Below are 18,704 nucleotides of genomic sequence, written 5' to 3'. Positions count from 1 at the left end.
GTCTTGGCTACAGCGAATCGATGAAAGGAACAAGACGTGAACGCAGCTTATCCGCCCGCTATTCACCGCCAATATGCCGGGCTCAGAGGCGCGACGGCGGCAGGCGCGCCGCCGCGCGATCGAGCGCCGTGAGCAGCGACTGGCGGGCATCGGGCAGTGTCAGCCCGCGCGGCGCGAATACACGCTGGGCGAGGAAGTACCCGGTCAGCGCGAAGGCGGTGCGGATCTCATCGGACGGCGGCGGCTCGGCCACCTCGCTGATGAGGAAGAAAGGCAGGCCCAGCAGCCGGTCGCGCCACGGCTCGCCCGCGTCGCGGCTCACCGCCCGGCCGGATTTCGGCGAGACATAGAGCAGATCATTGCGCCCGCCGGTCGCCGCGCAGCTGGAAAGATCGAGCCCGAAGCCGAGTTCGGACAGCATCATCAATTCGAACCGCGCCACCATCATGCCGGTGAGGCGCGGTTCGGCCAGATGCTCGACCATGGTCTCGACGATGAGATGCAACCCGGGATGCGGGTCGCGCTCGGGCAGCAGGCGCAGCAGCGCGCCCACATGGGCGAGGGCAAAGGCGGAATGCGCCTCGCCCATCAGCCGCCCCGCCCGCGCGCGCGTGACTTCCAGCGTGAAGGCACCCAGATGCTCGTCGAGCCGCGCCCGCCAGCTCGCGCGCACGCTGTTTCCCGGTTGCAGCGCCGCCGCCTGCCGGCGCGAGCCGCCGCCGCGCACCAGGCCGAGATGGCGGCCATGCGCCACGGTGAGCAGCTCGACGATAGCATTGGCCTCGCCGTGGCGGCGAAGCCCGACGATGATGCCGTCATCGACCCATTCCATGGGCGCCGGGCCTCGTCAGTCCGAGGAGGGGAATTCGAGGCCCATCTCGCGGTAGCGCTCGGGGTCGTCGGCCCAGTTCTCGCGTACCTTGACGAACAGGAACAGGTGGACCGGCTGTTCCAGAATTTCCACCAGTTCCTTGCGGGCGGAGGTGGAGATCGCCTTGATGGTCTCCCCGCCCCGGCCCAGCACGATCTTGCGCTGGCTTTCGCGCTCGACGAAAATGGTCTGCTCGATGCGCACCGAGCCGTCCGGGCGCTCCTGCCAGCTGTCGGTCTCGACGGTGGAGCGGTAGGGCAGTTCCTCGTGCAGGCGGTGGAACAGCTTCTCGCGGGTGATCTCCGCCGCCAGCGTGCGCATCGGCGCGTCGGAAATCTGGTCCTCGGGGTAGAGCCACGGGCCGAGCGGCAGCAGATCCCGCAACCATTCGCGCAGGTCGACGAGGCCGCTGCCCGACAGCGCCGACACCATGAACAGCCGGTCGAAGGTGATGCGCTCGGCGATCTTGGCGGCGAGTTCCAGCAGATTCTCGCGCTTCACCAGGTCGATCTTGTTGAGCAGGATGGCGCGCGGCCGGCGCACGTCGACAAGGCCGCGAATGATCGCCTCCACGTCCTCGGTGAGGCCGATGCGGGCGTCGATCAGCAGCACCACGGCATCGGCATCCCCCGCCCCGCTCCAGGCCGAGCGGACCATCGCCTTCTCCAGCCGCCGCTTGGGCGCGAAGATGCCGGGCGTGTCGACCAGGATGATCTGCGTCGCGCCTTCCAGCGCGATGCCGCGCAGCAGCGAGCGCGTCGTCTGCACCTTGTGCGAGACGATGGACACCTTGGTGCCGACCAGGGCGTTGGTGAGCGTCGACTTGCCGGCATTCGGCGCCCCGATCAGGGCGACGAAACCACAGCGAGTCGGAACGGCGACATCATTCATGCATGGACCTGTTCGAGAAAGGCAGCCGCGGCCGCCTTCTGCGCGTTCTGCTTCGAGGGACCGTCGGCCTCCACGGAGGCGAATCCGGGGACCTCGACGGCGATACGGAAAAGCGGACTATGATCCGGTCCGGAGCGTTCCACCAGCCTGTAACCGGGCGGCGGCAGGCCACGGGCCTGCGCCCATTCCTGCAGCGCCGTCTTGGGATCGCGGGCGGATCCGCCCGCCAGCCGCAGGCGCGGACGCCAGAAGCGCTCCACCAGCACCTCGGCGGCCGTAAAGCCGGCGTCGAGATAGACCGCGGCGAGCACCGATTCGGCGATGTCGGCCAGGATGGCCGGCCGGTCCCGCCCGCCGGAGCGATCCTCGCCAGCGCCGAGCCGGATATAGGCACCGACCCCCATGGCGCGCGCCACCTCGGCGCAGCTATCCTCGCAGACGAGATCGGCCAGCCGTCGCGACAGCTCGCCCTCCTCCGCGGCGGGATAGGCGCGGTAGAGCATGTCGGAAACGACGAGCCCGAGCACATGGTCGCCGAGGAATTCCAGCCGCTGGTAGGAACGCACCCGCGCCCGGCTGCCCTGCACGCCGGTGACGGCGCTGATATGGGTCAGCGCCAGCGCGAGATGCGCGCGATCCTTGAAGCGGTGTCCAAGCGCCTCCTCCAGCGAGGCGAGGCCGGCCTCATCGAGCGAGGCACGCGCGCCGCGCGTCATCGCACGAAGGAGAGCAGGCGGTCCCAGCGCACCGACCAGGGCCATTTCCAGAACTGCCAGGCGGCATCGCCTTCCTTGACCGAGAAGAAGATCACCTGCGCGCGGCCGATCAGGTTCTCGTAAGGCACATAGCCCACCTGGCTCAGCACGCGGCTGTCGGTGGAATTGTCGCGGTTGTCGCCCATCATGAAATAGTGCTCGGGCGGCACCTTGTAGACCGGGGTGTTGTCGTAGAAGCCGTTCTCCACCAGGTCGAGCGTGTAGTAGCTCACGCCGTTCGGCAGCGTCTCGGTCCAGCGCTTGACCCGCTGCACCTGCCCGTCGCCCTCGTCGTCCATCCAGTAGCCGGCATCCTCGCGCTTCACCGGCACGCCGTTGATGTGCAGCACGCCGCCGATCATCTGGATCTCGTCGCCGGGCAGGCCGATCACCCGCTTGATGTAGTCGGTCGTCTCGTCGCGCGGCAGCTTGAACACCACCACGTCGCCCCGGTTCGGCGTGGAGCCGAGCAGCCGGCCGCTGAACAGCGGCGGCGAGAAGGGCAGCGAGAAGCGGCTATAGCCGTAGCTGAACTTCGAGACGAAGAGATAATCGCCGACCAGCAGCGTCTCCTTCATCGACCCGGAGGGGATGTTGAAGGGCTGGAACAGGAAGGTGCGGATCACGATGGCGATGAGGAACGCCTGGAAGATCACCTTGGCGGTCTCGCCAAGCCCGCCTTCCTTCTTTTTCGGTTCAGTCTTCGACGTCATATCGCCTTCCGCTGTACGCCGCGGATGTCATCGCCCGCCGGGGTGAGCGCTCCTATACCCGCTCGGGCGCCCTGCGGCAACGCGCCGTGGTCACGATTGCTCGACGTGACGGCACGTCAGGCCCCCTGTTTGGCGACCGCACTGATGATGACGAAAGCCTGCGCGATCGGGCCGTCATCGGTAATGGTCAGATCGATGCGGGCGTCGAAGCCCGGCGGGGTGATCGCTTCGAGCCGGGCCAGCGCGCCGCCGGTGAGCTCCATGGTCGGCCGACCCGAGGGCAGGTTCACCACGCCCATGTCCTTCCAGAACACGCCCTGCGCCAGCCCGGTGCCGAGCGCCTTGGCGCAGGCCTCCTTGGCCGCGAAGCGCTTGGCGTAGCTCTCCACGCGGCGGGCCCGACGCTCGGACTTGGCGCGCTCGATGGGCGTGAACACGCGTTCGAGGAAACGCTCGCCGTGCCGCTCCAGCACTTCCGCCACGCGCCGCGCATCCGTGATATCCGAGCCGATGCCGATGATCATGCCGCTGTCCCCGTGCCGATCGCGGCGCGCCCCTGCGCCATCGCGTGGCGCATCTGCCGGATGGCGCCCTCCAGACCGGCAAAGATCGCCTCGCCGATCAGGAAATGACCGATGTTCAGTTCCCGCACGGGCTCCAGCGCGGCGATGATCCCGGCCGTTGCGCAGTCGAGCCCGTGGCCGGCGTGGATCTCCAGGCCCAGCGCCGCGCCCCGCCGGGCGGCCCGCGCCAGCCGGGCGAATTCGGCCTCGGCCTTGGCCGTCTCGCCCTCGGCAACGAATTCGCACCACGCGCCGGTGTGGAGTTCCACCACCGCCGCGCCGATATCGGCGGCGCGGGCGATCTGGTCCTCCTCGGGCGCGACGAACAGCGAGACGCGGATGCCGACGGCGGAAAGGCGCTCCACCTTGCGGGCGAGGTCGATGCCGCCGCCCAGCACGTCGAGCCCGCCCTCGGTGGTGCGCTCCTCACGCCGCTCGGGCACGAGGCAGCAGGCCTGCGGCGCGAGATCGATCGCCAGCGCCACCATCTCGTCGGTCGCCGCCATCTCGAAATTCAGCGGCACCAGCAGCACATCCTTGAGACGGCGCATGTCGTCGTCGCGAATATGGCGCCGGTCCTCGCGAAGATGCGCGGTGATGCTGTCCGCCCCCGCCGCGCAGGCGAGCTGCGCCGCCCGCACCGGATCCGGCAACAGGCCGCCGCGCGCGTTGCGCACGGTCGCTACATGGTCGACGTTCACGCCGAGGCGCAGCGGCGGCACGATGCGCGTCATCGCCTAACCCTTCGCGCCCTGGATGCCGCGGCTACCCGGCTTGATCGCCGGCAGGGCGGCAAGTTCGGGCGGCAGCGCATCGGCGGGATAGGCGGGGATGTCGAGCTTGGCCAGCGAGATGAACGGCACGCCGAGGTTGGCCTTGCCATTGGAGCGATCGATCAGGCAGGCGGCGCCCACGACGTTGGAACTATGCTCGGCGATGGCGGCGAGGCATTCGCGCGAGGACAGGCCCGTGGTCACGATATCCTCGACCATCAGCACCCGGGCGTCGGGGGCAATGGTGAAGCCGCGGCGCAGCTGGAATTTGCCGTCCTCGCGCTCGACGAAGATCGCCTTGGCGCCGAGGTGCCGGGCCGTCTCATAGCCCGGCACGATGCCGCCAATGGCGGGCGAGACGACGACGTCGATCTTGCCGAAGGCCGCTTCCGCCTTCTGCGCCAGCGCCTTGCACAGGCGCTCCGTGCGCACCGGATCCTGGAAGATGAACATCTTCTGCAGAAAGACCGGGCTGCGCAGGCCGGACGACAGGATGAAATGGCCTTCCATCAATGCGCCGGCCGAACGGAACTCGGCCACGACCTCGTCTTGTGTCATCTTGATGCCCGGAAAAAGTTGCGAAACGGGTTGAGCTGATAGCCGATCCGCCGGGCTGCGTCACGGCCGTTCCCGCCCTCAGCGGCCGGTGGTGGGCAATCGGGTTGCCCTTGGCATAACGCGCGCCCGCGCACAGACCAGCATCGCCTCCCCCGCCAGCCGCTCGACACGGCCCTGCGCCGCCATCGCGCCATTCTGGAGCAGGCGGCCCCACAGGGCCCGCGCGGCGCCGGTGATGATGCGGAAGGTTCCCTTGATCTGCTCGGTGGGCATTGGCGTCTCCTCGCGTTGGTGGGCGGCAGGATACCGCCGCGGGAATAACCCGCCGGCCGGCGACGGGTTCCCCCTCCACGCGTTCCCCCTCACCCGTTCACGCGCTCGACACTCGACACGACCGGGCGCGCCCGCAGGTCCGCGAGGATGCCGTTGAGATGGCGCAGGTCATACACGCCGATATCGATCACCATGCGGGTGAAATCGGCCGAGCGGGAGGACATGCGCAGGTTCTCGATATTGCCGTCGCGCTCGCCGATCACCTGGGCGATCTGGGCGAGCGAGCCCGGCTCGTTGGTCGCCACCACGACGATCTGCACCGGGAAGCGCTGCGGGTCGTCCTCGTCCACGTCCCAGCGCACGTCCAGCCAGCGCTCCGGCTCTTCCTCGAACTCCTGCAGCGCCGGCGACTGGATGGGATAGACGGTGATCCCCTCGCCCGGCGTGAGGATGCCGACGATGCGATCTCCCGGCACGGCGCCGCCATTGGGCGCGAAATGCACGGGCAGTTCGCGGTTGATGCCGCGAATCGGGATGGCGGTCTTGGGGTCCGGATCGCTTTCGATGCCGGGAATCTTGAACTTGAGGCTCTGGCCGCGCTCCAGCTCGAACCAGCCTTCGCCATGCGGGGCGCCGCGCTCTTCCACGCGCGGACCGGCCCATTCTGGATAGATCGCCTTGACCACGTCGTCGGCGCGCATCTCTCCGCGCCCAACGGCGGCATAGACGTCGTCCAGCGAGGTGCGGGCGAGGCGCGGCACCACGCCGGCGAGGCGCTCCTCGGAGAACACCTTGCCCGCCCGCGCGACCGCCCGCTCGACGATGCGCTTGCCGAGGCCGGCATATTGCGCGCGCACCGCGGCGCGGGTGGCGCGCCGAATGGCGGCACGCGCCTTGCCGGTGGCGACGATCGATTCCCATGCTGCCGGCGGGGTCTGCCCCTCGGCGGTGATGATCTCCACCTCGTCGCCATTGTGCAGTTCGGAGACCAGCGGGGATACCTTGCCGTTCACCTTGGAGCCGACCGCGCGATCGCCCACGCCGGTATGCACGGCATAGGCGAAGTCGATCGGCGTCGCCCGACGTGGCAGGATGATCAGCCGGCCCTTCGGGGTGAAACAGAACACCTGATCGTGGAACAGCTCCAGCTTGGTGTGCTCGAGGAACTCCTCGGGGCTGGAGCCTTCGGCCAGCAGTTCGATGGTGCGGCGCAGCCAGGCATAGGCATTGGATTCGCGGTTGCCCGGCGCGGCCACGCCGGGCGCGTCCTTGTAGAGCGCATGGGCGGCGATGCCGTATTCGGCGATGTCGTGCATTTCCCGGGTGCGGATCTGCAGTTCGACGCGCTGGCGGCCGGGCCCGACCACGGTGGTGTGGATCGAGCGGTAATCGTTCTGCTTGGGCGTCGAGATGTAGTCCTTGAAGCGACCGGGAACCAGCGGCCACTTGGTGTGCACCACGCCGAGCGCGGCGTAGCAGTCCTCCATTCGGTCGACCAGGATGCGGAAGCCGTAAATGTCGGAGAGCTGCTCGAAGGCGATCGACTTCAGCTCCATCTTGCGCCAGATCGAATAGGGGCGTTTCTCCCGCCCCTTCACCAGCGCGCCGATGCCCCTGTTGGCGACAGCGTCCGACAGCTCGCGCTCGATGGCCGCGACCAGCTCGCCATTGTGCTCCTTCAGCGCCTGCAGGCGGCTGCGGATGGATTCATACGCCTCGGCCGACAACTGGCGGAAGGACAGGTCCTCCAGCTCCTCGCGCATGTCGTGCATGCCCATGCGGCCGGCGAGCGGGGCGTAGATATCCAGCGTTTCCTGGGCGACGCGGTTGCGCTTTTCCTCCGGCACCCATTTCAGGGTGCGCATGTTGTGCAGCCGGTCGGCGAGCTTGACGAGCAGCACGCGCACGTCGTCGGCGATGGCAAGCAGCAGCTTGCGCAGGTTTTCCGCCTGCTTGGCCTGCTTGGAGACCAGATCGAGCTTCTTGATCTTGGTGAGACCCTCGACCAGCGCGCCGATCTGCGCGCCGAAGATGCGGTCGATCTCGTCGCGGGTGGCGTCGGTATCCTCGATCGTGTCGTGCAGGAGCGCCGCGACGATGGTCGCGTCGTCGAGCTTCAGATCGGTCAGGATGGCCGCGACTTCGAGGGGATGCGAGAAATAGGGATCGCCCGACGCCCGCTTCTGGGTACCGTGGGCGCGCATCGCATAGACATAAGCGCGATCGAGCAGCGACTCGTCGGTGTTGGGATTGTACCGGCGGACGCGCTCGACGAGCTCGTACTGCCGCATCATGACAGATCAACCCGTGAGAGCCCGACTCGTCTCGCGCCGGGTTCAGCGAATATCGTCATGGTTCCGATCCGGTGCAAGTTGCGACAGGCAAAAGGCATTCAAATACCATCGCAATCTAGATTTGAATTGCACCCAAATTGCAACTATCGTGAACCTCCGCCCTGAACGGAGGGATTGTCGATCGTGGAATTGCTGCCGTGGCTTGGATATCTCGCCCTCTATGTGGGCGGCGGCCTCGCGGGCTTCCTGCTGGCAGCCCTCTCATGCGCAGCTTCCAAGAGCTCGCTCCTGGATGAGCTGGATCGGCTGCGGGAGCGCAACGAGGAACTCGAGGCGCAGCAAAGGGAGACGACCGGCGAGCCGGCTTTCAGCTCCAACCGCCCGAACCGCGTGCAACGAAACCGGTTGATCCGCGTCGTGAAGGGCTGACATCCCGCCCGACAAACGACGACGCCGGCTTTCGCCGGCGCCGGGGTGGTTTTCGATTCTCGGCCGTGACCAAGGCACCACGGCCGTCTTCGATCAGCCTTCGTCGTCGTCGCTCGGCTCGGGGGGAACCAGTCCCTGCAGGCCGGCAAGCAGTTCTTCCTCGGTCATGCGGTCGAGCATGACGTCGGAATCGTCCGCGCCCTGCGAAGCGGACGACGCGATCATCGGAACCGTCTCGGGCTCGGGCTCGTCGACTTCCGTGAACTTCTGCAGCGAATGGATCAGTTCCTCGCGCAGATCGTCCGGCGAGACGGTCTCTTCGGCGATCTCGCGCAGGGCGACGACCGGGTTCTTGTCGTTGTCGCGATCGATGGTGATCGGCGAGCCGGACGCGATCGTGCGCGCGCGGTGCCCGGCGAGCAGAACGAGTTCGAAGCGATTGTCGACCTTGTCGATGCAGTCCTCGACGGTGACGCGAGCCATGCCTCGGCACTCCTGACGGTGTATCGGAAAGCGCACGCCATAAACCAATGCGTGCTTCAGGGCAAGTCTTTCACCACGGCACGCCTTTCGCCCCAACGCGCCCTCCCCGACCTCCAGCGCGGTCAAAAATGCAGCCGATAAACACAGGAAACGCCACACGGGCCGTCCCGCCGCCGCCACAAATGCGCTATGTCTAGGATCATTGGGGGGTCAACTCGCTGCGCCGCATCGCGGACGAGCGGGAATTATTGTCCTTATTTCAGGTGTTTGCCCATAATGACCCACGGCATGGAAAAGATCGCCCTATTCATCGACGGCGCCAATCTCTATTCGGCCACCAAGGCACTGAATTTCGATATCGACTACAAACGGCTCCTCAAGGAGTTCCAGACCCGCGGCTATGTGCTCCGGGCCTTCTATTATACGACGCTGGTCGAAGACACCGAATATTCCTCAATCCGCCCGCTGCTCGACTGGCTCGACTATAATGGCTATTCGGTCGTCACCAAGCCGGCGCGCGAATTCACCGATAGCCAGGGTCGCCGCCGCATACGCGGCAACATGGATATCGAGCTGGCGGTGAACGCCATGGAGCTCGCCGCCCATGTTGACCACATCGTGATCTTCTCCGGCGACGGTGATTTCCGCTCGCTGGTGGAATCGGTGCAGCGCAAGGGCGTGCGCGTGAGCGTGGTGTCGAGCGTGCACACCCAGCCGCCGATGATCGCCGACGAACTGCGCCGCCAGGCGGATGTTTTCATCGACCTCGTCGACCTGCAGTCCCGCATCGGCCGCGACCCGGCCGAACGGTCCAGCCGCATGCACGAGCCACCGCGCTTCCTCGAACGCCGCGCGCCCGCGCCGGCCGCCGATGACGACGAGATGTCCGAGCCCTGAGCTCGAATCCCTGAGCCCGAATCCCTGAGCCCGGTGCGCGCGCCCGCCATGAAGGTTTCGCCGATCATCGCCCCTCCTACACAGGCGGGCGCCGAGCCGGCGCGGGACTGCCCGCGCTGCCCGCGCCTCGTCGCGTTCCGCGAGCATTGGCGGACGCAGGAGCCGGCATGGCACAACGCGCCCGTGCCCTCCTTCGGGCCGGAGGACGGGCGCCTGCTCATTGTCGGCCTCGCACCCGGCCTGCGCGGCGCCAACCGCACGGGACGGCCCTTCACCGGCGATTATGCCGGTGAACTCCTCTATTCCACGCTGATCAAGTTCGGCTTCGCCACCGGTGCGTTCGAGGCGCGGCCGGATGATTCGTTGCGCCTGCGCGACGCGCGCCTGACCAATGCGGTGCGCTGCGTGCCGCCGGAAAACAAGCCGACCACCGACGAGATCCGCAACTGCCGGCCCTTCTTCGCCGCCACAATCGGCCTGCTGCCGGCGCTGAGCGCCATCGTCGCGCTGGGCAAGATCGCCCATGACCAGGTGCTCGCCGCGCATGGCGAGACCCTGTCGCACCACAAGTTCGCCCATGGCGCGGTACATCGGCTGGGCGATGTGGTGCTGTTCGACAGCTATCATTGCTCCCGCTACAACACGAATACCGGCGTGCTGACGACGGAAATGTTCCATGCGGTGTTCGCCCGGGTGCGCGCGCATATCGACACGCTCGGCTGAGCCGGGCGCCGCGCTTCAGGGCGCGACCGGCGCCCAGAGCACATCCTCGATGCGCGGCGCGCCGGCGGCCAGCATCACCAGCCGATCGAAGCCGAGCGCGATGCCCGAGGCTTCCGGCATCTGCGCCAGTGCGGCGAGGAAATCCTCGTCGATCGGGTAGCGCTCGCCATAGATGCGCTCCTTCTCGTCCATCCACGCCTCGAAGCGCCGGCGCTGCTCCCCGGCATCGGTGAGTTCGCCGAAGGCATTGGCGAGTTCCACCGCGCAGACATAAAGCTCGAAGCGCTCGGCCACGCGGGGATCTCCGGGCTTGGGGCGGGCGAGCGCGGCTTCCGAGATGGGGTATTCGCACAGGATGGTCGGCCGGCCGAGGCCGAGGAAGGGCTCCACCTTCTCCACCATGACGCGGCTGAACACATCCGCCCAGCTGTCATCCTCGGCCACGCGGATGCCGGCGGCCTGTGCGGCGCGCCAGAGCCCATCGCGATCATTGCCCTCCACGCCCACGCTGGCCATCAGGTCGATGCCCGCGAAACGGGCGAACGCCTCCGCGACGGTGAGCCGCTCGGGCGCCAGACCCACATCGCAGCGCTGGCCGCCGAAGTGGAACACCTGAGCGCCCACGGCTTCCGCCGTCGCGGCGAGCAAAACGGTGCAGTCGCGCATCAGCGCCTCATAGCCCTCGTGAGCGCGATACCATTCCAGCATGGTGAATTCGGGATGATGCAGCGCGCTGCGCTCGCCATTGCGGAACACCCGGGCGAACGTGAACAGCCGCTCCTCGCCGGCCGCCAGCAGCTTCTTGGCGGTGAATTCCGGCGAGGTGTGCAGATAGCGCGGCGCGCGCGAGCTGTCCGGACGCTCCAGTTCGGTGGCGAAGGCCTTCAGATGCACCTCGTTGCCCGGTGAGACCTGCAGGATGGGCGTCTCGATCTCGATGAAACGCCGCGCGCCGAAGAAGCCGCGCAGGGCGCCCTGGATGCGCTGGCGCGCCAGCAGGAAGGGCCGCCGGTCGGCATGGCGCTGCGCCGACCACCAGGGGGAGAGGGAAAGCGGCATGTGACGGCTCCTCCAGCGATACGCCTGGGGTTGGCGGATGACGGGCGCGCGAGTATAGGAGGCGCCCAATGGAATCCCCCGGTGCCTCCGCGCGATGCGGCGCACCCAACAGCCAGAGGACCTCTATGGTCAAGGTCATCGCCAGCACGCTGCGCAAGGGCAACGTGGTCGACGTGGACGGCAAGCTCTACGTGGTTCTCACGGCCGACAACATCCACCCCGGCAAGGGCACGCCCGTGACCCAGCTCGACATGCGCCGGATTTCCGACGGCGTGAAGATCTCCGAGCGCTACCGCACCACCGAGCAGGTGGAGCGCGCATTGGTCGAAGATCGCCCCTACACCTTCCTCTATTCGGATGGCGAAGGCTTCCACTTCATGAACCCGGAGAATTACGACCAGGTGGCCGTCTCAAAGGACGTGGTCGGCGACCAGGCGGCCTATCTCCAGGAGAACATGCAGGTCATGCTGTCGGTTCACGAGGGCAACGCCATCGCCATCGAGCTGCCGCAGCGTGTGACGCTGGAAGTGGTGGAGACCGAGCCGGCGATGAAGGGGCAGACCGCCTCGTCTTCCTACAAGCCGGCCATCCTGTCGAATGGCGTGCGCTCGGCCGTGCCCCCGCATATCGCTGTCGGCACCCGCATTGTCGTGATGACGGCCGACGGCTCCTATGTCGAGCGCGCCAAGGACTGAGCGCCGCTTTCAACCATGAAACAAAAAAACCCGGCCAAGTGCCGGGTTTTTCTTTATTATCGGTCTGCTTCGAGCAACGCTAACCGCGGTCGCGCATCAGCCGCTGCTTGTCGCGCGCCCAATCCTTCGCCTTCAGCGCCTCGCGCTTGTCATGCGCCTTGCGGCCGCGGGCGATGGCGATCTCGACCTTCGCCCGGCCCTGCTCGTTGAAGTAGATCTTGAGCGGCACCACAGTCATGCCCTCGCGCTCGACCGCCTGCCACAGCCGGGCGATCTGCCGCTTGTGCAGCAGCAATTTGCGCGGGCGGCGCGGCTCGTGGTTGAAGCGGTTGGCCTGCAGATATTCCGGGATGAAGGAATTATAGAGGACGGCCTCGCCGGTTTTCGCCGAAACATAGCTCTCCGCCACGGTCGCGCGGCCGCTGCGCAGGCTCTTCACCTCGGTGCCGGACAGCGCGATGCCGGCCTCGAACACCTCGCCGATCTCGAAGTCGAATCGCGCCCGACGATTGTCGGCGACGACCTTGTGGGGTTGCGTCTTCTTTTCGGCCATGTCGCTCCACGCGGGACAGCGTCCCGCTCCGTCCCGGCCCTTCAAAGCCGGATCCGATCCGGTTGAACCAACCGGATCGGTGAACCGTCTCTAACCCGATAGTAGAGAACGCGTCACCCCAGCCGGATTGCGGTGCGATCCGGCTGGCGCGGGCTCTAGTTGATCAATCCGGCGTGCCGCATGGCGTCGCGGACGATCTCCTTGGTCTTCTCGCTCACCGGCACCATCGGCAGGCGCGCCTCGTCGGCGATCTTGCCGAGCACGCTCAGGGCATATTTGGTGGGGCTCGGGTTGGTTTCAACGAACAGCGCCTGAAACAGCGGGAAAAGCCGGTCCTGCAGCTCCAGCGCCTTGGCGTAGTCGCCCGCGAGGGCCGCATCCACCAGCTGGGCGCAGAGCTTGGGCGCCACATTGGAAGCGACCGAGATGCAGCCATGGCCGCCATGGGCGATGAAGCCCAGCGCGGTCGGGTCCTCGCCGGAAAGCTGGTTGAAGCCGGGCCCGAGGACCTCGCGCTGCTGGCTGACGCGGACCAGATTCGCGGTCGCATCCTTCACGCCGACGATGTTCTTCAGCTCGAACAGCCGCGCCATCGTCTCCACCGACATGTCGATCACCGACCGGCCGGGGATGTTGTAGATGTAGATCGGGATGCCGATGGCGTCGTTGATGGCCTTGTAGTGCTGGTACAGGCCTTCCTGGCCCGGCTTGTTGTAATAGGGCGTGACCACCAGAACCGCATCCGCCCCCGCCGTCTCGGCGTGGCGGGCGAGGTCGATGGCCTCGATCGTGTTGTTGGAACCCGCGCCGGCAATCACCGGCACGCGGCCCGCCGCCTGCGCGACGGTCCATTCCACGACCTTCTTGTGCTCCTCGTGGGAGACGGTCGGGCTCTCACCTGTCGTGCCGACAGGCACAAGTCCGTGAATGCCTTCCTCGACCTGCCAATCGACGAAGGCCCGGAACGCTTTCTCGTCCAGCACGCCGTCGCGGAACGGCGTCACCAGCGCCGTGAAGGATCCACGGAAGGGCAGCGTGTGAGGCATGAAGCGCTCCTCGAATACTCGCGTCATCTTCGCGTCGCGACCGCGCGGCGCTGCAAAGGGGCCATCAGATATCGCGTCGGCGCGCCGGAAGAAAGGGCCTTGTTGCGCCGCTTCTGGCAAACTCTTGGCAAAGCGCGCCCGAGCGCACACCCTTGCCCCTGTTTCGCCGGGATGAGCGCCTAGGTTGCAGATGGAGGCTCCCCCGGGAAATCGCGGGGGGATTTGGTTAGCAATTCGTCAATAAGATCGCGCGACAAAGGGTGGGGACGGTCCTGGCCGGACCGAGCGTGATGCGGGTCTTGCACATCCGCCGGGAGTAGATGGCCCATGAGCAATTTGCCGACGACCAGCGTGGATTCGCGCGAGCCGGAAAGCCGCGCTTCGATGTCCGCCGGACAGATGCCAAAGGTTGCACGCGTGCTGCGCGCGCGCCGCGGCCTGCTACTGCCGCTGATCGCGGCCGCGCTGCTGGGCACGACGGTCCTGCCCTCGGTGTCCCGCGCCCAGGGCGACACCTCCTCGACCTCCACGCCGACACCGCCGAAGAAGACGACCACCGCCAAGAAGCCGGAGCCGAAAAAGGCCGACGCGAAGAAGCCTGATTCGAAGAAGGCGGACGCCAAGAAATCCGACCCGAAGAAGACCGCCGCCAAACCGGGCGCGAAGTCGCCGGCGCAGGCGGCAGCCAAGGCTGCGCCCGCCAAGGTCACGCCCGCCAGGCCTGCGCCCGCCGCGCAAGCCCTTGCCATTCCTGCCGCTGCCGCGAGCGTGCCGGCCTTCGCGACGCCCTCGTTCGGCGGCGCTGCGCCGGCAGACCTGCAGCGCGCGATCTCGCTGGTCGAGCAGGGCAATTCGTCCGATGCACTGTCCATCGCCGACAGCATGCGCGATCCCGGTGCGCAGGCTCTGGTGCGCTGGCTGGCGCTGCGCGTCACCGCGCGCGACGTCGGCTATGACCGCGCGGTCGCCATCCTGCAGGCGCATCCGACGCTGCCGACCCCCGTCGTGCTGCGCCGGCGCCTCGAATATCTGCTCTATGCCGAGAACAAGGATCCCAAGACGATCCTCGCCTTCTTCGCCGAGCAGTCGCCGCTGTCCGGCGAAGGCAAGATTGCCCTCGCCCGTGCCCTGTTCGCCGCCGGCGACCAGAAGGCCGGCGCGGCCTGGCTGCGTGACGCCTGGCACGAGGATGCGCTGTCCTCCGACACCGAATCCACCGTGATGGTCGAGTTCAGCGGCCTGCTGACGCGCGCGGACCACAAGTATCGCGCCGACAAGATGATCTATGGCGAGGATGCCGAACGGGGCCTGCGCGCCGCGCAGCGCGCCGGCGACGATGTCACCGCACTGGCCCGTGCGCGCATCGCGCTGTTCGCCAAGAATGGCGATCCGGCCAAGCTGATGGCCGCCGTGCCCGGCTCGATGCGCGCCGACCCGGCCTATCTCTACGCGCTCGCCAAGCTGCAGCGGCGCAACGGCGACTATGCCGCTGCCGCAAGGACTCTGGCCTCGGGCCCCAAGGATCCCGTCGCGCTGGTCGATCCGGACGAGTGGTGGGTGGAGCGCCGCCTCACCGCCCGTGGCCTGCTGGATTCCGGCGACGCCCGCGCCGCCTACAAGGTCGTGCGCGAGTCGGCCGTACCTGAAAACGAGCACAAACGCGCCGACCAGCAGTTCACCGCGGGCTGGATCGCGCTGCGCTTTCTCAACGATCCGAAGACGGCGCTGCAGCATTTCAGCAAGGTGGCGGAAAAGCAGGTGCACCCCGCCACCATCTCGCGCGGCTATTACTGGCAGGGCCGCGCCTGGGAGGCGCTGGGCTCCACATCCAATGCCCGCCAGCAATATGAGCAGGCGTCCTATTACAGCACCGCCTATTACGGCCAACTGGCCGCCGCGCGCCTCGGCACGCCCACGGTGAAGGTGCACGCCGCGCCGGCAGCCAACGCCGCCCAGCGCGCCGCCTTCGCCCGCGACGAGGGCGTGATGATCTACAAGCTGCTGCAGAAGCTCGACAAGTCGAGCCTGCAGCTGGCCCTTGCCTATGATCTCGCCGAACGCCTGCCGGATGCGGCGCAACTCGGCATGCTGGCCGAGGTCGCGCGGGCCGATGGCGATGCCCGCACCATGACCACCGTCGGCAAGATCGCGCTCAGCCGCGGCTTCCTGCTGGAGGCGGAAGCCTACCCGACCATCGGCATTCCCAGCTATCGGCCAATCGCGCCGGATGTCGACCGGGCGCTGGTCTTCGCGATCGCCCGGCAGGAGAGCATGTTCAATCCCGCCGCCCGCTCCAGCGCCGGCGCCACGGGACTGATGCAGGTGATGCCGGCCACCGGCCGGTCCATCGCGAACCGCGCGGGGGTGGCCTTCAACCCCGCCCAGCTCGGCAATCCCACGGTCAACGTGCAGTTCGGCGCGGCGGAGCTACGCAGCCTGCTCGACAATTACCACAACAACTACATCCTGACCTTTGCCGGCTACAATGCCGGGCGCGGCAACGTCTCCAAGTGGATCACCGCCTATGGCGACCCGCGCGACCCGGCCGTCGACCCGATCGACTGGGTGGAGCGCATCCCCTTCTCGGAAACCCGCAACTATGTGCAGCGGGTGATGGAGAATGCGCAGATCTACAAGGCGCGCTTCGGCAGCCGCACCCCGTTGCAGATTGAGGCGGATTTGCGCGGCTCGCGGCTGTAATCGTCCCGACCCTCCCGGCGTCCTCACCGCGACGCCGGGAGGGTGCATGGGATACCGCTTCAGGCGCCTGCTTGCCGGCGCAGGGTGAGGGTCCGGCGCAGCCAGCAGCCGCCGATGCAGCCGATGAGATAGGCGCCCAGCAGCATCAGCGCGGTCTCGATGGCGAACTCCATCACGGCTTCACCTCCTCGGTTTCCGGCGACGATGGCCGGCGCGGCGGCGTGCAGCCACTCAGCCAACCGGTAGCGAGGCCGAGGGCCAGCGCCCCGGTGAGATAGGGCCAGAGTTCAAGCGCCAGATAGCCCATCGCATCACCTCACGATCACTTGCAGGCCAGCCTCGGTGGCGCCCTCGGGCCGGCTCTGCGCGATAGCGGCCGGTGCCCCGGTGACGAGACGCTCCGGCGAAATTCCGGCTTCGACGAGATAGGCGGTCACTGCGCGCGCCCGCTCCGTCGCCAGCGCATCGTCGGTGCCGGGCTGACGCACACTGATTTCCACCACCGCATCGGAGCAGCCGACGGCTGCCGCGGCGATATGGTCAAGCAGCCCGCGGCTGGCCGGCGCGATGGCCGCGCCGCCATCGAGGAAGGAAACCGTGCCGCGGGCCAGCACATCGTCGATCGCCTTCTGGCAGGTGGCGGTATCGGTGGCTGCCGGCCGGACAACGACATCGAGCGCGAGTTCCAGCGTGAAATTGGGCGGAAGCGCGCGGGTCAGATTGGACCGGATCTGCTCGACCGCGCCGGCATAGAGCGCGGTGCCGGAAAAGCGCAGCTTGGCGTCGTCGAAACGCGCCTCCCCGACCGAGAGCCGCGCCAGTTCCATGAGCGCGGCCTGCGCGGCAACCGCGAAGCCGGCCGGCGCCCCCTGCGCCACCGCCGACACATCGTTGACCGGCACGCCGAGCAGATCCGCCCTGGCGGCGGCCACCAGCTTCTCGTGCTCCTCGGGCGTGGGGTAGAAGCCCGAGACGGTCAGCCCATCGGCATCGAGGCGCAGGCCGAACACATAGGGCGAGACGATGGGCGGGCGCACGTCGCGCTCCAGCACGAAACCGCCCGGCGGGGGCACGGTGGAGGCCGCCTGCACGGTGGTATAGGCCGCAGAATCGAGCGCCTCGCCGCTGAGCGACAGCGCCGCCCCATTGCCGCGCAGCGCGCCGGTGCGCAGCTTGGCCAGCTGCCCCACGCCGAACACGGTGGCATTCACCCAGGCCTCGGCCGGCGGTCCGCCCGCGGCGATGCGCATCTCGTCGCTCAGCTTCACGCCGGGAAAGCCCGCCTTGATCGCGTCCAGCACCAGGCGCTTGGCATCTTCCGAGGGCGCATAGCCGGTGAGCCGCAGCCCGTTGCCTCCGCGCAGCACGCCCCACACGAAGGGCGCGACCGTGGGCGGCTCGACCGCGAACCGGGTCAGCGTATAGCCCTCGGGGAGCGAGCGCCGCGCGCCGGCCAGCGTGTCATAGGCGGCGAAGTCCGGCGCCTTGCCATCGATCGCGACGGTGGTGCCGGACAGCGAGACCTTGCCATCGGGCAGGCGCCCGAGCTGGGAAAGCGCGAAGCCGACCGCCTTGAGCCAGCCATCGGCCGGTGGCGACCCATCGGCCAGCCGCAGCTGGTCGGAAATGGCGGCGCCCGGCACCGCCGCCCGCACCAGATCGAGCAGAGCCCGGCGCGCATCGCCGAGCGGGATATAGCCCGCCAGCGTCACGCCGTCCCCCTCGCGCGTCGCCGACCAGACGAAGGGCGACACGACGGGCGGCAGCACGGCAAAACGCGCGAGCTTGAAATCGACGGGCAGGTCGGTGCGAACCGTCACCTCCAGCTCGTCATAGGCGGCAAAATCGGGCGCGCGCCCTTCGATGGAGAAGGAATCATCCGACAGCGTGATGCGACCAGCCGGCATCCGGGCGAGCTGCTGGATGCCGAACACCACCATGCCGATGAAATCTCCCGCCGGCACGCCGCGCGCGCGGACCAGCTCCTTCGCCCCAGTCACGATCACGCCGGGGGTCATCTGGCTGGCGGCCTCCACGATGCGCCGGCGCGCATAGCTTGAAGGCACGTAGCCCTCCAGATGCAACTTGGAGCCGTCGCGAATCGCCGCGAAGGTGAAGGGCCGGCGCTCCGGCAGCAGGGTGGTGCGGTCATCGACTCGCCCGACGCCAAACATCTGCGCCATCTCGGCGCGCACCTTCACCCGTGCCTCCTCCGACAGCGCCTCACCCTCGATGATGGCGTCGCGGCCGTCGAAACGCGCATGCGCCCAGGATTCGCCGATGCTCAACAACAGCGCGTCGGCCCGCGTCGCGAGGGTCTGCTCGATGGGTGCACGGGCAAAGACGATGGCGGCCGCGATCAGCACCGCGAGGAACGGCAATCCCTTCCACCAGGCCCGCCAACGACACATGAGACGCGTCCCTCGAC

General features: G+C 67.6%; 20 protein-coding genes. 5 read left to right on the top strand and 15 right to left on the bottom strand.

Annotated features, from left to right (window positions below; translation table 11 throughout):
- Positions 1-82: 82 nt before the first annotated feature.
- From recO to FHS55_RS17650, 9 genes are all read right to left on the bottom strand, one after another.
- Complete coding sequence (gene recO, locus FHS55_RS17690) at positions 83-832, bottom strand: DNA repair protein RecO (RefSeq protein WP_183191108.1); 750 nt, start codon at positions 830-832, stop codon at positions 83-85.
- A gap of 15 nt (positions 833-847) precedes the next feature.
- Positions 848-1,762, bottom strand: coding sequence for a GTPase Era (era, locus tag FHS55_RS17685; RefSeq protein ID WP_183191107.1), 915 nt, complete (start codon positions 1,760-1,762; stop codon positions 848-850).
- The gene (gene rnc, locus FHS55_RS17680; protein WP_183191209.1) at positions 1,759-2,478 is read right to left on the bottom strand and encodes a ribonuclease III; all 720 of its coding nucleotides are present in this window, start codon (positions 2,476-2,478) and stop codon (positions 1,759-1,761) included. Before rnc ends, era begins: the two co-directional genes overlap by 4 nt.
- Positions 2,475-3,230, bottom strand: a complete 756-nt coding sequence (gene lepB, locus FHS55_RS17675; protein WP_183191106.1) for a signal peptidase I — start codon at positions 3,228-3,230, stop codon at positions 2,475-2,477. The genes rnc and lepB overlap by 4 nt, the downstream gene beginning before the upstream one ends.
- Before the next feature lie 116 nt (positions 3,231-3,346).
- Positions 3,347-3,754, bottom strand: a complete 408-nt coding sequence (gene acpS, locus FHS55_RS17670; RefSeq protein WP_183191105.1) for a holo-ACP synthase — start codon at positions 3,752-3,754, stop codon at positions 3,347-3,349.
- On the bottom strand, positions 3,751-4,527 hold the full coding sequence (locus FHS55_RS17665; protein WP_183191104.1) for a pyridoxine 5'-phosphate synthase: 777 nt from the start codon (positions 4,525-4,527) through the stop codon (positions 3,751-3,753). Before FHS55_RS17665 ends, acpS begins: the two co-directional genes overlap by 4 nt.
- Before the next feature lie 3 nt (positions 4,528-4,530).
- Positions 4,531-5,124: an orotate phosphoribosyltransferase gene (pyrE, locus tag FHS55_RS17660; RefSeq protein WP_183191103.1), complete on the bottom strand. Its 594-nt coding sequence runs from the start codon at positions 5,122-5,124 to the stop codon at positions 4,531-4,533.
- 78 nt (positions 5,125-5,202) lie between these two features.
- The gene (locus FHS55_RS17655) at positions 5,203-5,397 is read right to left on the bottom strand and encodes a CsbD family protein (RefSeq protein ID WP_183191102.1); all 195 of its coding nucleotides are present in this window, start codon (positions 5,395-5,397) and stop codon (positions 5,203-5,205) included.
- Between the two features lie 89 nt (positions 5,398-5,486).
- The gene (locus FHS55_RS17650; protein WP_183191101.1) at positions 5,487-7,691 is read right to left on the bottom strand and encodes a RelA/SpoT family protein; all 2,205 of its coding nucleotides are present in this window, start codon (positions 7,689-7,691) and stop codon (positions 5,487-5,489) included.
- Between the two features lie 183 nt (positions 7,692-7,874).
- On the opposite strand from FHS55_RS17650, the gene FHS55_RS17645 reads away from it, so the two are divergent.
- The gene (locus FHS55_RS17645; RefSeq protein WP_183191100.1) at positions 7,875-8,120 is read left to right on the top strand and encodes a hypothetical protein; all 246 of its coding nucleotides are present in this window, start codon (positions 7,875-7,877) and stop codon (positions 8,118-8,120) included.
- Between the two features lie 93 nt (positions 8,121-8,213).
- On the opposite strand, the gene rpoZ is transcribed toward FHS55_RS17645, so the two are convergent.
- Entirely contained in the window at positions 8,214-8,603 is a 390-nt protein-coding gene (gene rpoZ / locus FHS55_RS17640) for a DNA-directed RNA polymerase subunit omega (RefSeq protein WP_183191099.1), read from the bottom strand.
- Between the two features lie 276 nt (positions 8,604-8,879).
- Here rpoZ and FHS55_RS17635 point away from each other — a divergent pair, with 276 nt between their 5' ends.
- Positions 8,880-9,500 carry a LabA-like NYN domain-containing protein gene (locus FHS55_RS17635; protein ID WP_183191098.1) on the top strand — a complete coding sequence of 207 codons (621 nt, stop codon included), beginning with the start codon at positions 8,880-8,882 and terminating at the stop codon, positions 9,498-9,500.
- Positions 9,501-9,548: 48 nt separating this feature from the next.
- Positions 9,549-10,223 (top strand): uracil-DNA glycosylase, encoded by a 675-nt coding sequence (locus FHS55_RS17630; RefSeq protein WP_183191097.1) that lies wholly within the window; start codon positions 9,549-9,551, stop codon positions 10,221-10,223.
- 15 nt (positions 10,224-10,238) lie between these two features.
- On the opposite strand, the gene epmA is transcribed toward FHS55_RS17630, so the two are convergent.
- A complete protein-coding gene (epmA, locus tag FHS55_RS17625; protein ID WP_183191096.1) occupies positions 10,239-11,282 on the bottom strand; it encodes an EF-P lysine aminoacylase EpmA in 1,044 nt (347 codons plus the stop codon).
- A 125-nt stretch (positions 11,283-11,407) separates the two neighbouring features.
- Between epmA and efp the strand changes: the two genes are divergently transcribed.
- Positions 11,408-11,977 (top strand): elongation factor P, encoded by a 570-nt coding sequence (gene efp / locus FHS55_RS17620; RefSeq protein ID WP_183191095.1) that lies wholly within the window; start codon positions 11,408-11,410, stop codon positions 11,975-11,977.
- 79 nt (positions 11,978-12,056) lie between these two features.
- Here efp and smpB read toward each other — a convergent pair whose 3' ends face one another.
- Entirely contained in the window at positions 12,057-12,530 is a 474-nt protein-coding gene (smpB, locus tag FHS55_RS17615) for an SsrA-binding protein SmpB (RefSeq protein ID WP_183191094.1), read from the bottom strand.
- 155 nt (positions 12,531-12,685) lie between these two features.
- Positions 12,686-13,576 carry a 4-hydroxy-tetrahydrodipicolinate synthase gene (gene dapA / locus FHS55_RS17610; RefSeq protein ID WP_183191093.1) on the bottom strand — a complete coding sequence of 297 codons (891 nt, stop codon included), beginning with the start codon at positions 13,574-13,576 and terminating at the stop codon, positions 12,686-12,688.
- Between the two features lie 327 nt (positions 13,577-13,903).
- Here dapA and FHS55_RS17605 point away from each other — a divergent pair, with 327 nt between their 5' ends.
- A complete protein-coding gene (locus FHS55_RS17605; protein ID WP_246340234.1) occupies positions 13,904-16,276 on the top strand; it encodes a lytic transglycosylase domain-containing protein in 2,373 nt (790 codons plus the stop codon).
- 172 nt (positions 16,277-16,448) lie between these two features.
- Here FHS55_RS17605 and FHS55_RS23760 read toward each other — a convergent pair whose 3' ends face one another.
- Positions 16,449-16,583: a hypothetical protein gene (locus tag FHS55_RS23760; protein ID WP_281379733.1), complete on the bottom strand. Its 135-nt coding sequence runs from the start codon at positions 16,581-16,583 to the stop codon at positions 16,449-16,451.
- A 4-nt stretch (positions 16,584-16,587) separates the two neighbouring features.
- The gene (locus tag FHS55_RS17600; protein WP_210287045.1) at positions 16,588-18,687 is read right to left on the bottom strand and encodes an OmpA family protein; all 2,100 of its coding nucleotides are present in this window, start codon (positions 18,685-18,687) and stop codon (positions 16,588-16,590) included.
- Positions 18,688-18,704 lie beyond the last annotated feature (17 nt).

The organism is Ancylobacter tetraedralis (assembly GCF_014195655.1).
GTDB classification, from domain to species: Bacteria; Pseudomonadota; Alphaproteobacteria; order Rhizobiales; family Xanthobacteraceae; genus Ancylobacter; species Ancylobacter tetraedralis.
The sequence above is the reverse complement of the archived record's forward strand: the minus strand, read 5'-3'. Positions and strand labels throughout refer to the sequence as shown.

Coding starts and splice junctions, on each gene's coding strand:
- acpS (WP_183191105.1), bottom strand. CDS start 3,754: ATGATCATCGGCATCGGCTCGGATATCACGGATGCGCGGCGCGTGGCG.
- FHS55_RS17655 (WP_183191102.1), bottom strand. CDS start 5,397: ATGCCCACCGAGCAGATCAAGGGAACCTTCCGCATCATCACCGGCGCC.
- epmA (WP_183191096.1), bottom strand. CDS start 11,282: ATGCCGCTTTCCCTCTCCCCCTGGTGGTCGGCGCAGCGCCATGCCGAC.
- FHS55_RS17605 (WP_246340234.1), top strand. CDS start 13,904: ATGAGCAATTTGCCGACGACCAGCGTGGATTCGCGCGAGCCGGAAAGC.
- rpoZ (WP_183191099.1), bottom strand. CDS start 8,603: ATGGCTCGCGTCACCGTCGAGGACTGCATCGACAAGGTCGACAATCGC.
- recO (WP_183191108.1), bottom strand. CDS start 832: ATGGAATGGGTCGATGACGGCATCATCGTCGGGCTTCGCCGCCACGGC.
- lepB (WP_183191106.1), bottom strand. CDS start 3,230: ATGACGTCGAAGACTGAACCGAAAAAGAAGGAAGGCGGGCTTGGCGAG.
- FHS55_RS23760 (WP_281379733.1), bottom strand. CDS start 16,583: ATGGGCTATCTGGCGCTTGAACTCTGGCCCTATCTCACCGGGGCGCTG.
- smpB (WP_183191094.1), bottom strand. CDS start 12,530: ATGGCCGAAAAGAAGACGCAACCCCACAAGGTCGTCGCCGACAATCGT.
- era (WP_183191107.1), bottom strand. CDS start 1,762: ATGAATGATGTCGCCGTTCCGACTCGCTGTGGTTTCGTCGCCCTGATC.
- FHS55_RS17630 (WP_183191097.1), top strand. CDS start 9,549: ATGAAGGTTTCGCCGATCATCGCCCCTCCTACACAGGCGGGCGCCGAG.
- FHS55_RS17600 (WP_210287045.1), bottom strand. CDS start 18,687: ATGTGTCGTTGGCGGGCCTGGTGGAAGGGATTGCCGTTCCTCGCGGTG.
- FHS55_RS17635 (WP_183191098.1), top strand. CDS start 8,880: ATGACCCACGGCATGGAAAAGATCGCCCTATTCATCGACGGCGCCAAT.
- dapA (WP_183191093.1), bottom strand. CDS start 13,576: ATGCCTCACACGCTGCCCTTCCGTGGATCCTTCACGGCGCTGGTGACG.
- FHS55_RS17665 (WP_183191104.1), bottom strand. CDS start 4,527: ATGACGCGCATCGTGCCGCCGCTGCGCCTCGGCGTGAACGTCGACCAT.
- pyrE (WP_183191103.1), bottom strand. CDS start 5,124: ATGACACAAGACGAGGTCGTGGCCGAGTTCCGTTCGGCCGGCGCATTG.
- rnc (WP_183191209.1), bottom strand. CDS start 2,478: ATGACGCGCGGCGCGCGTGCCTCGCTCGATGAGGCCGGCCTCGCCTCG.
- FHS55_RS17650 (WP_183191101.1), bottom strand. CDS start 7,691: ATGATGCGGCAGTACGAGCTCGTCGAGCGCGTCCGCCGGTACAATCCC.
- efp (WP_183191095.1), top strand. CDS start 11,408: ATGGTCAAGGTCATCGCCAGCACGCTGCGCAAGGGCAACGTGGTCGAC.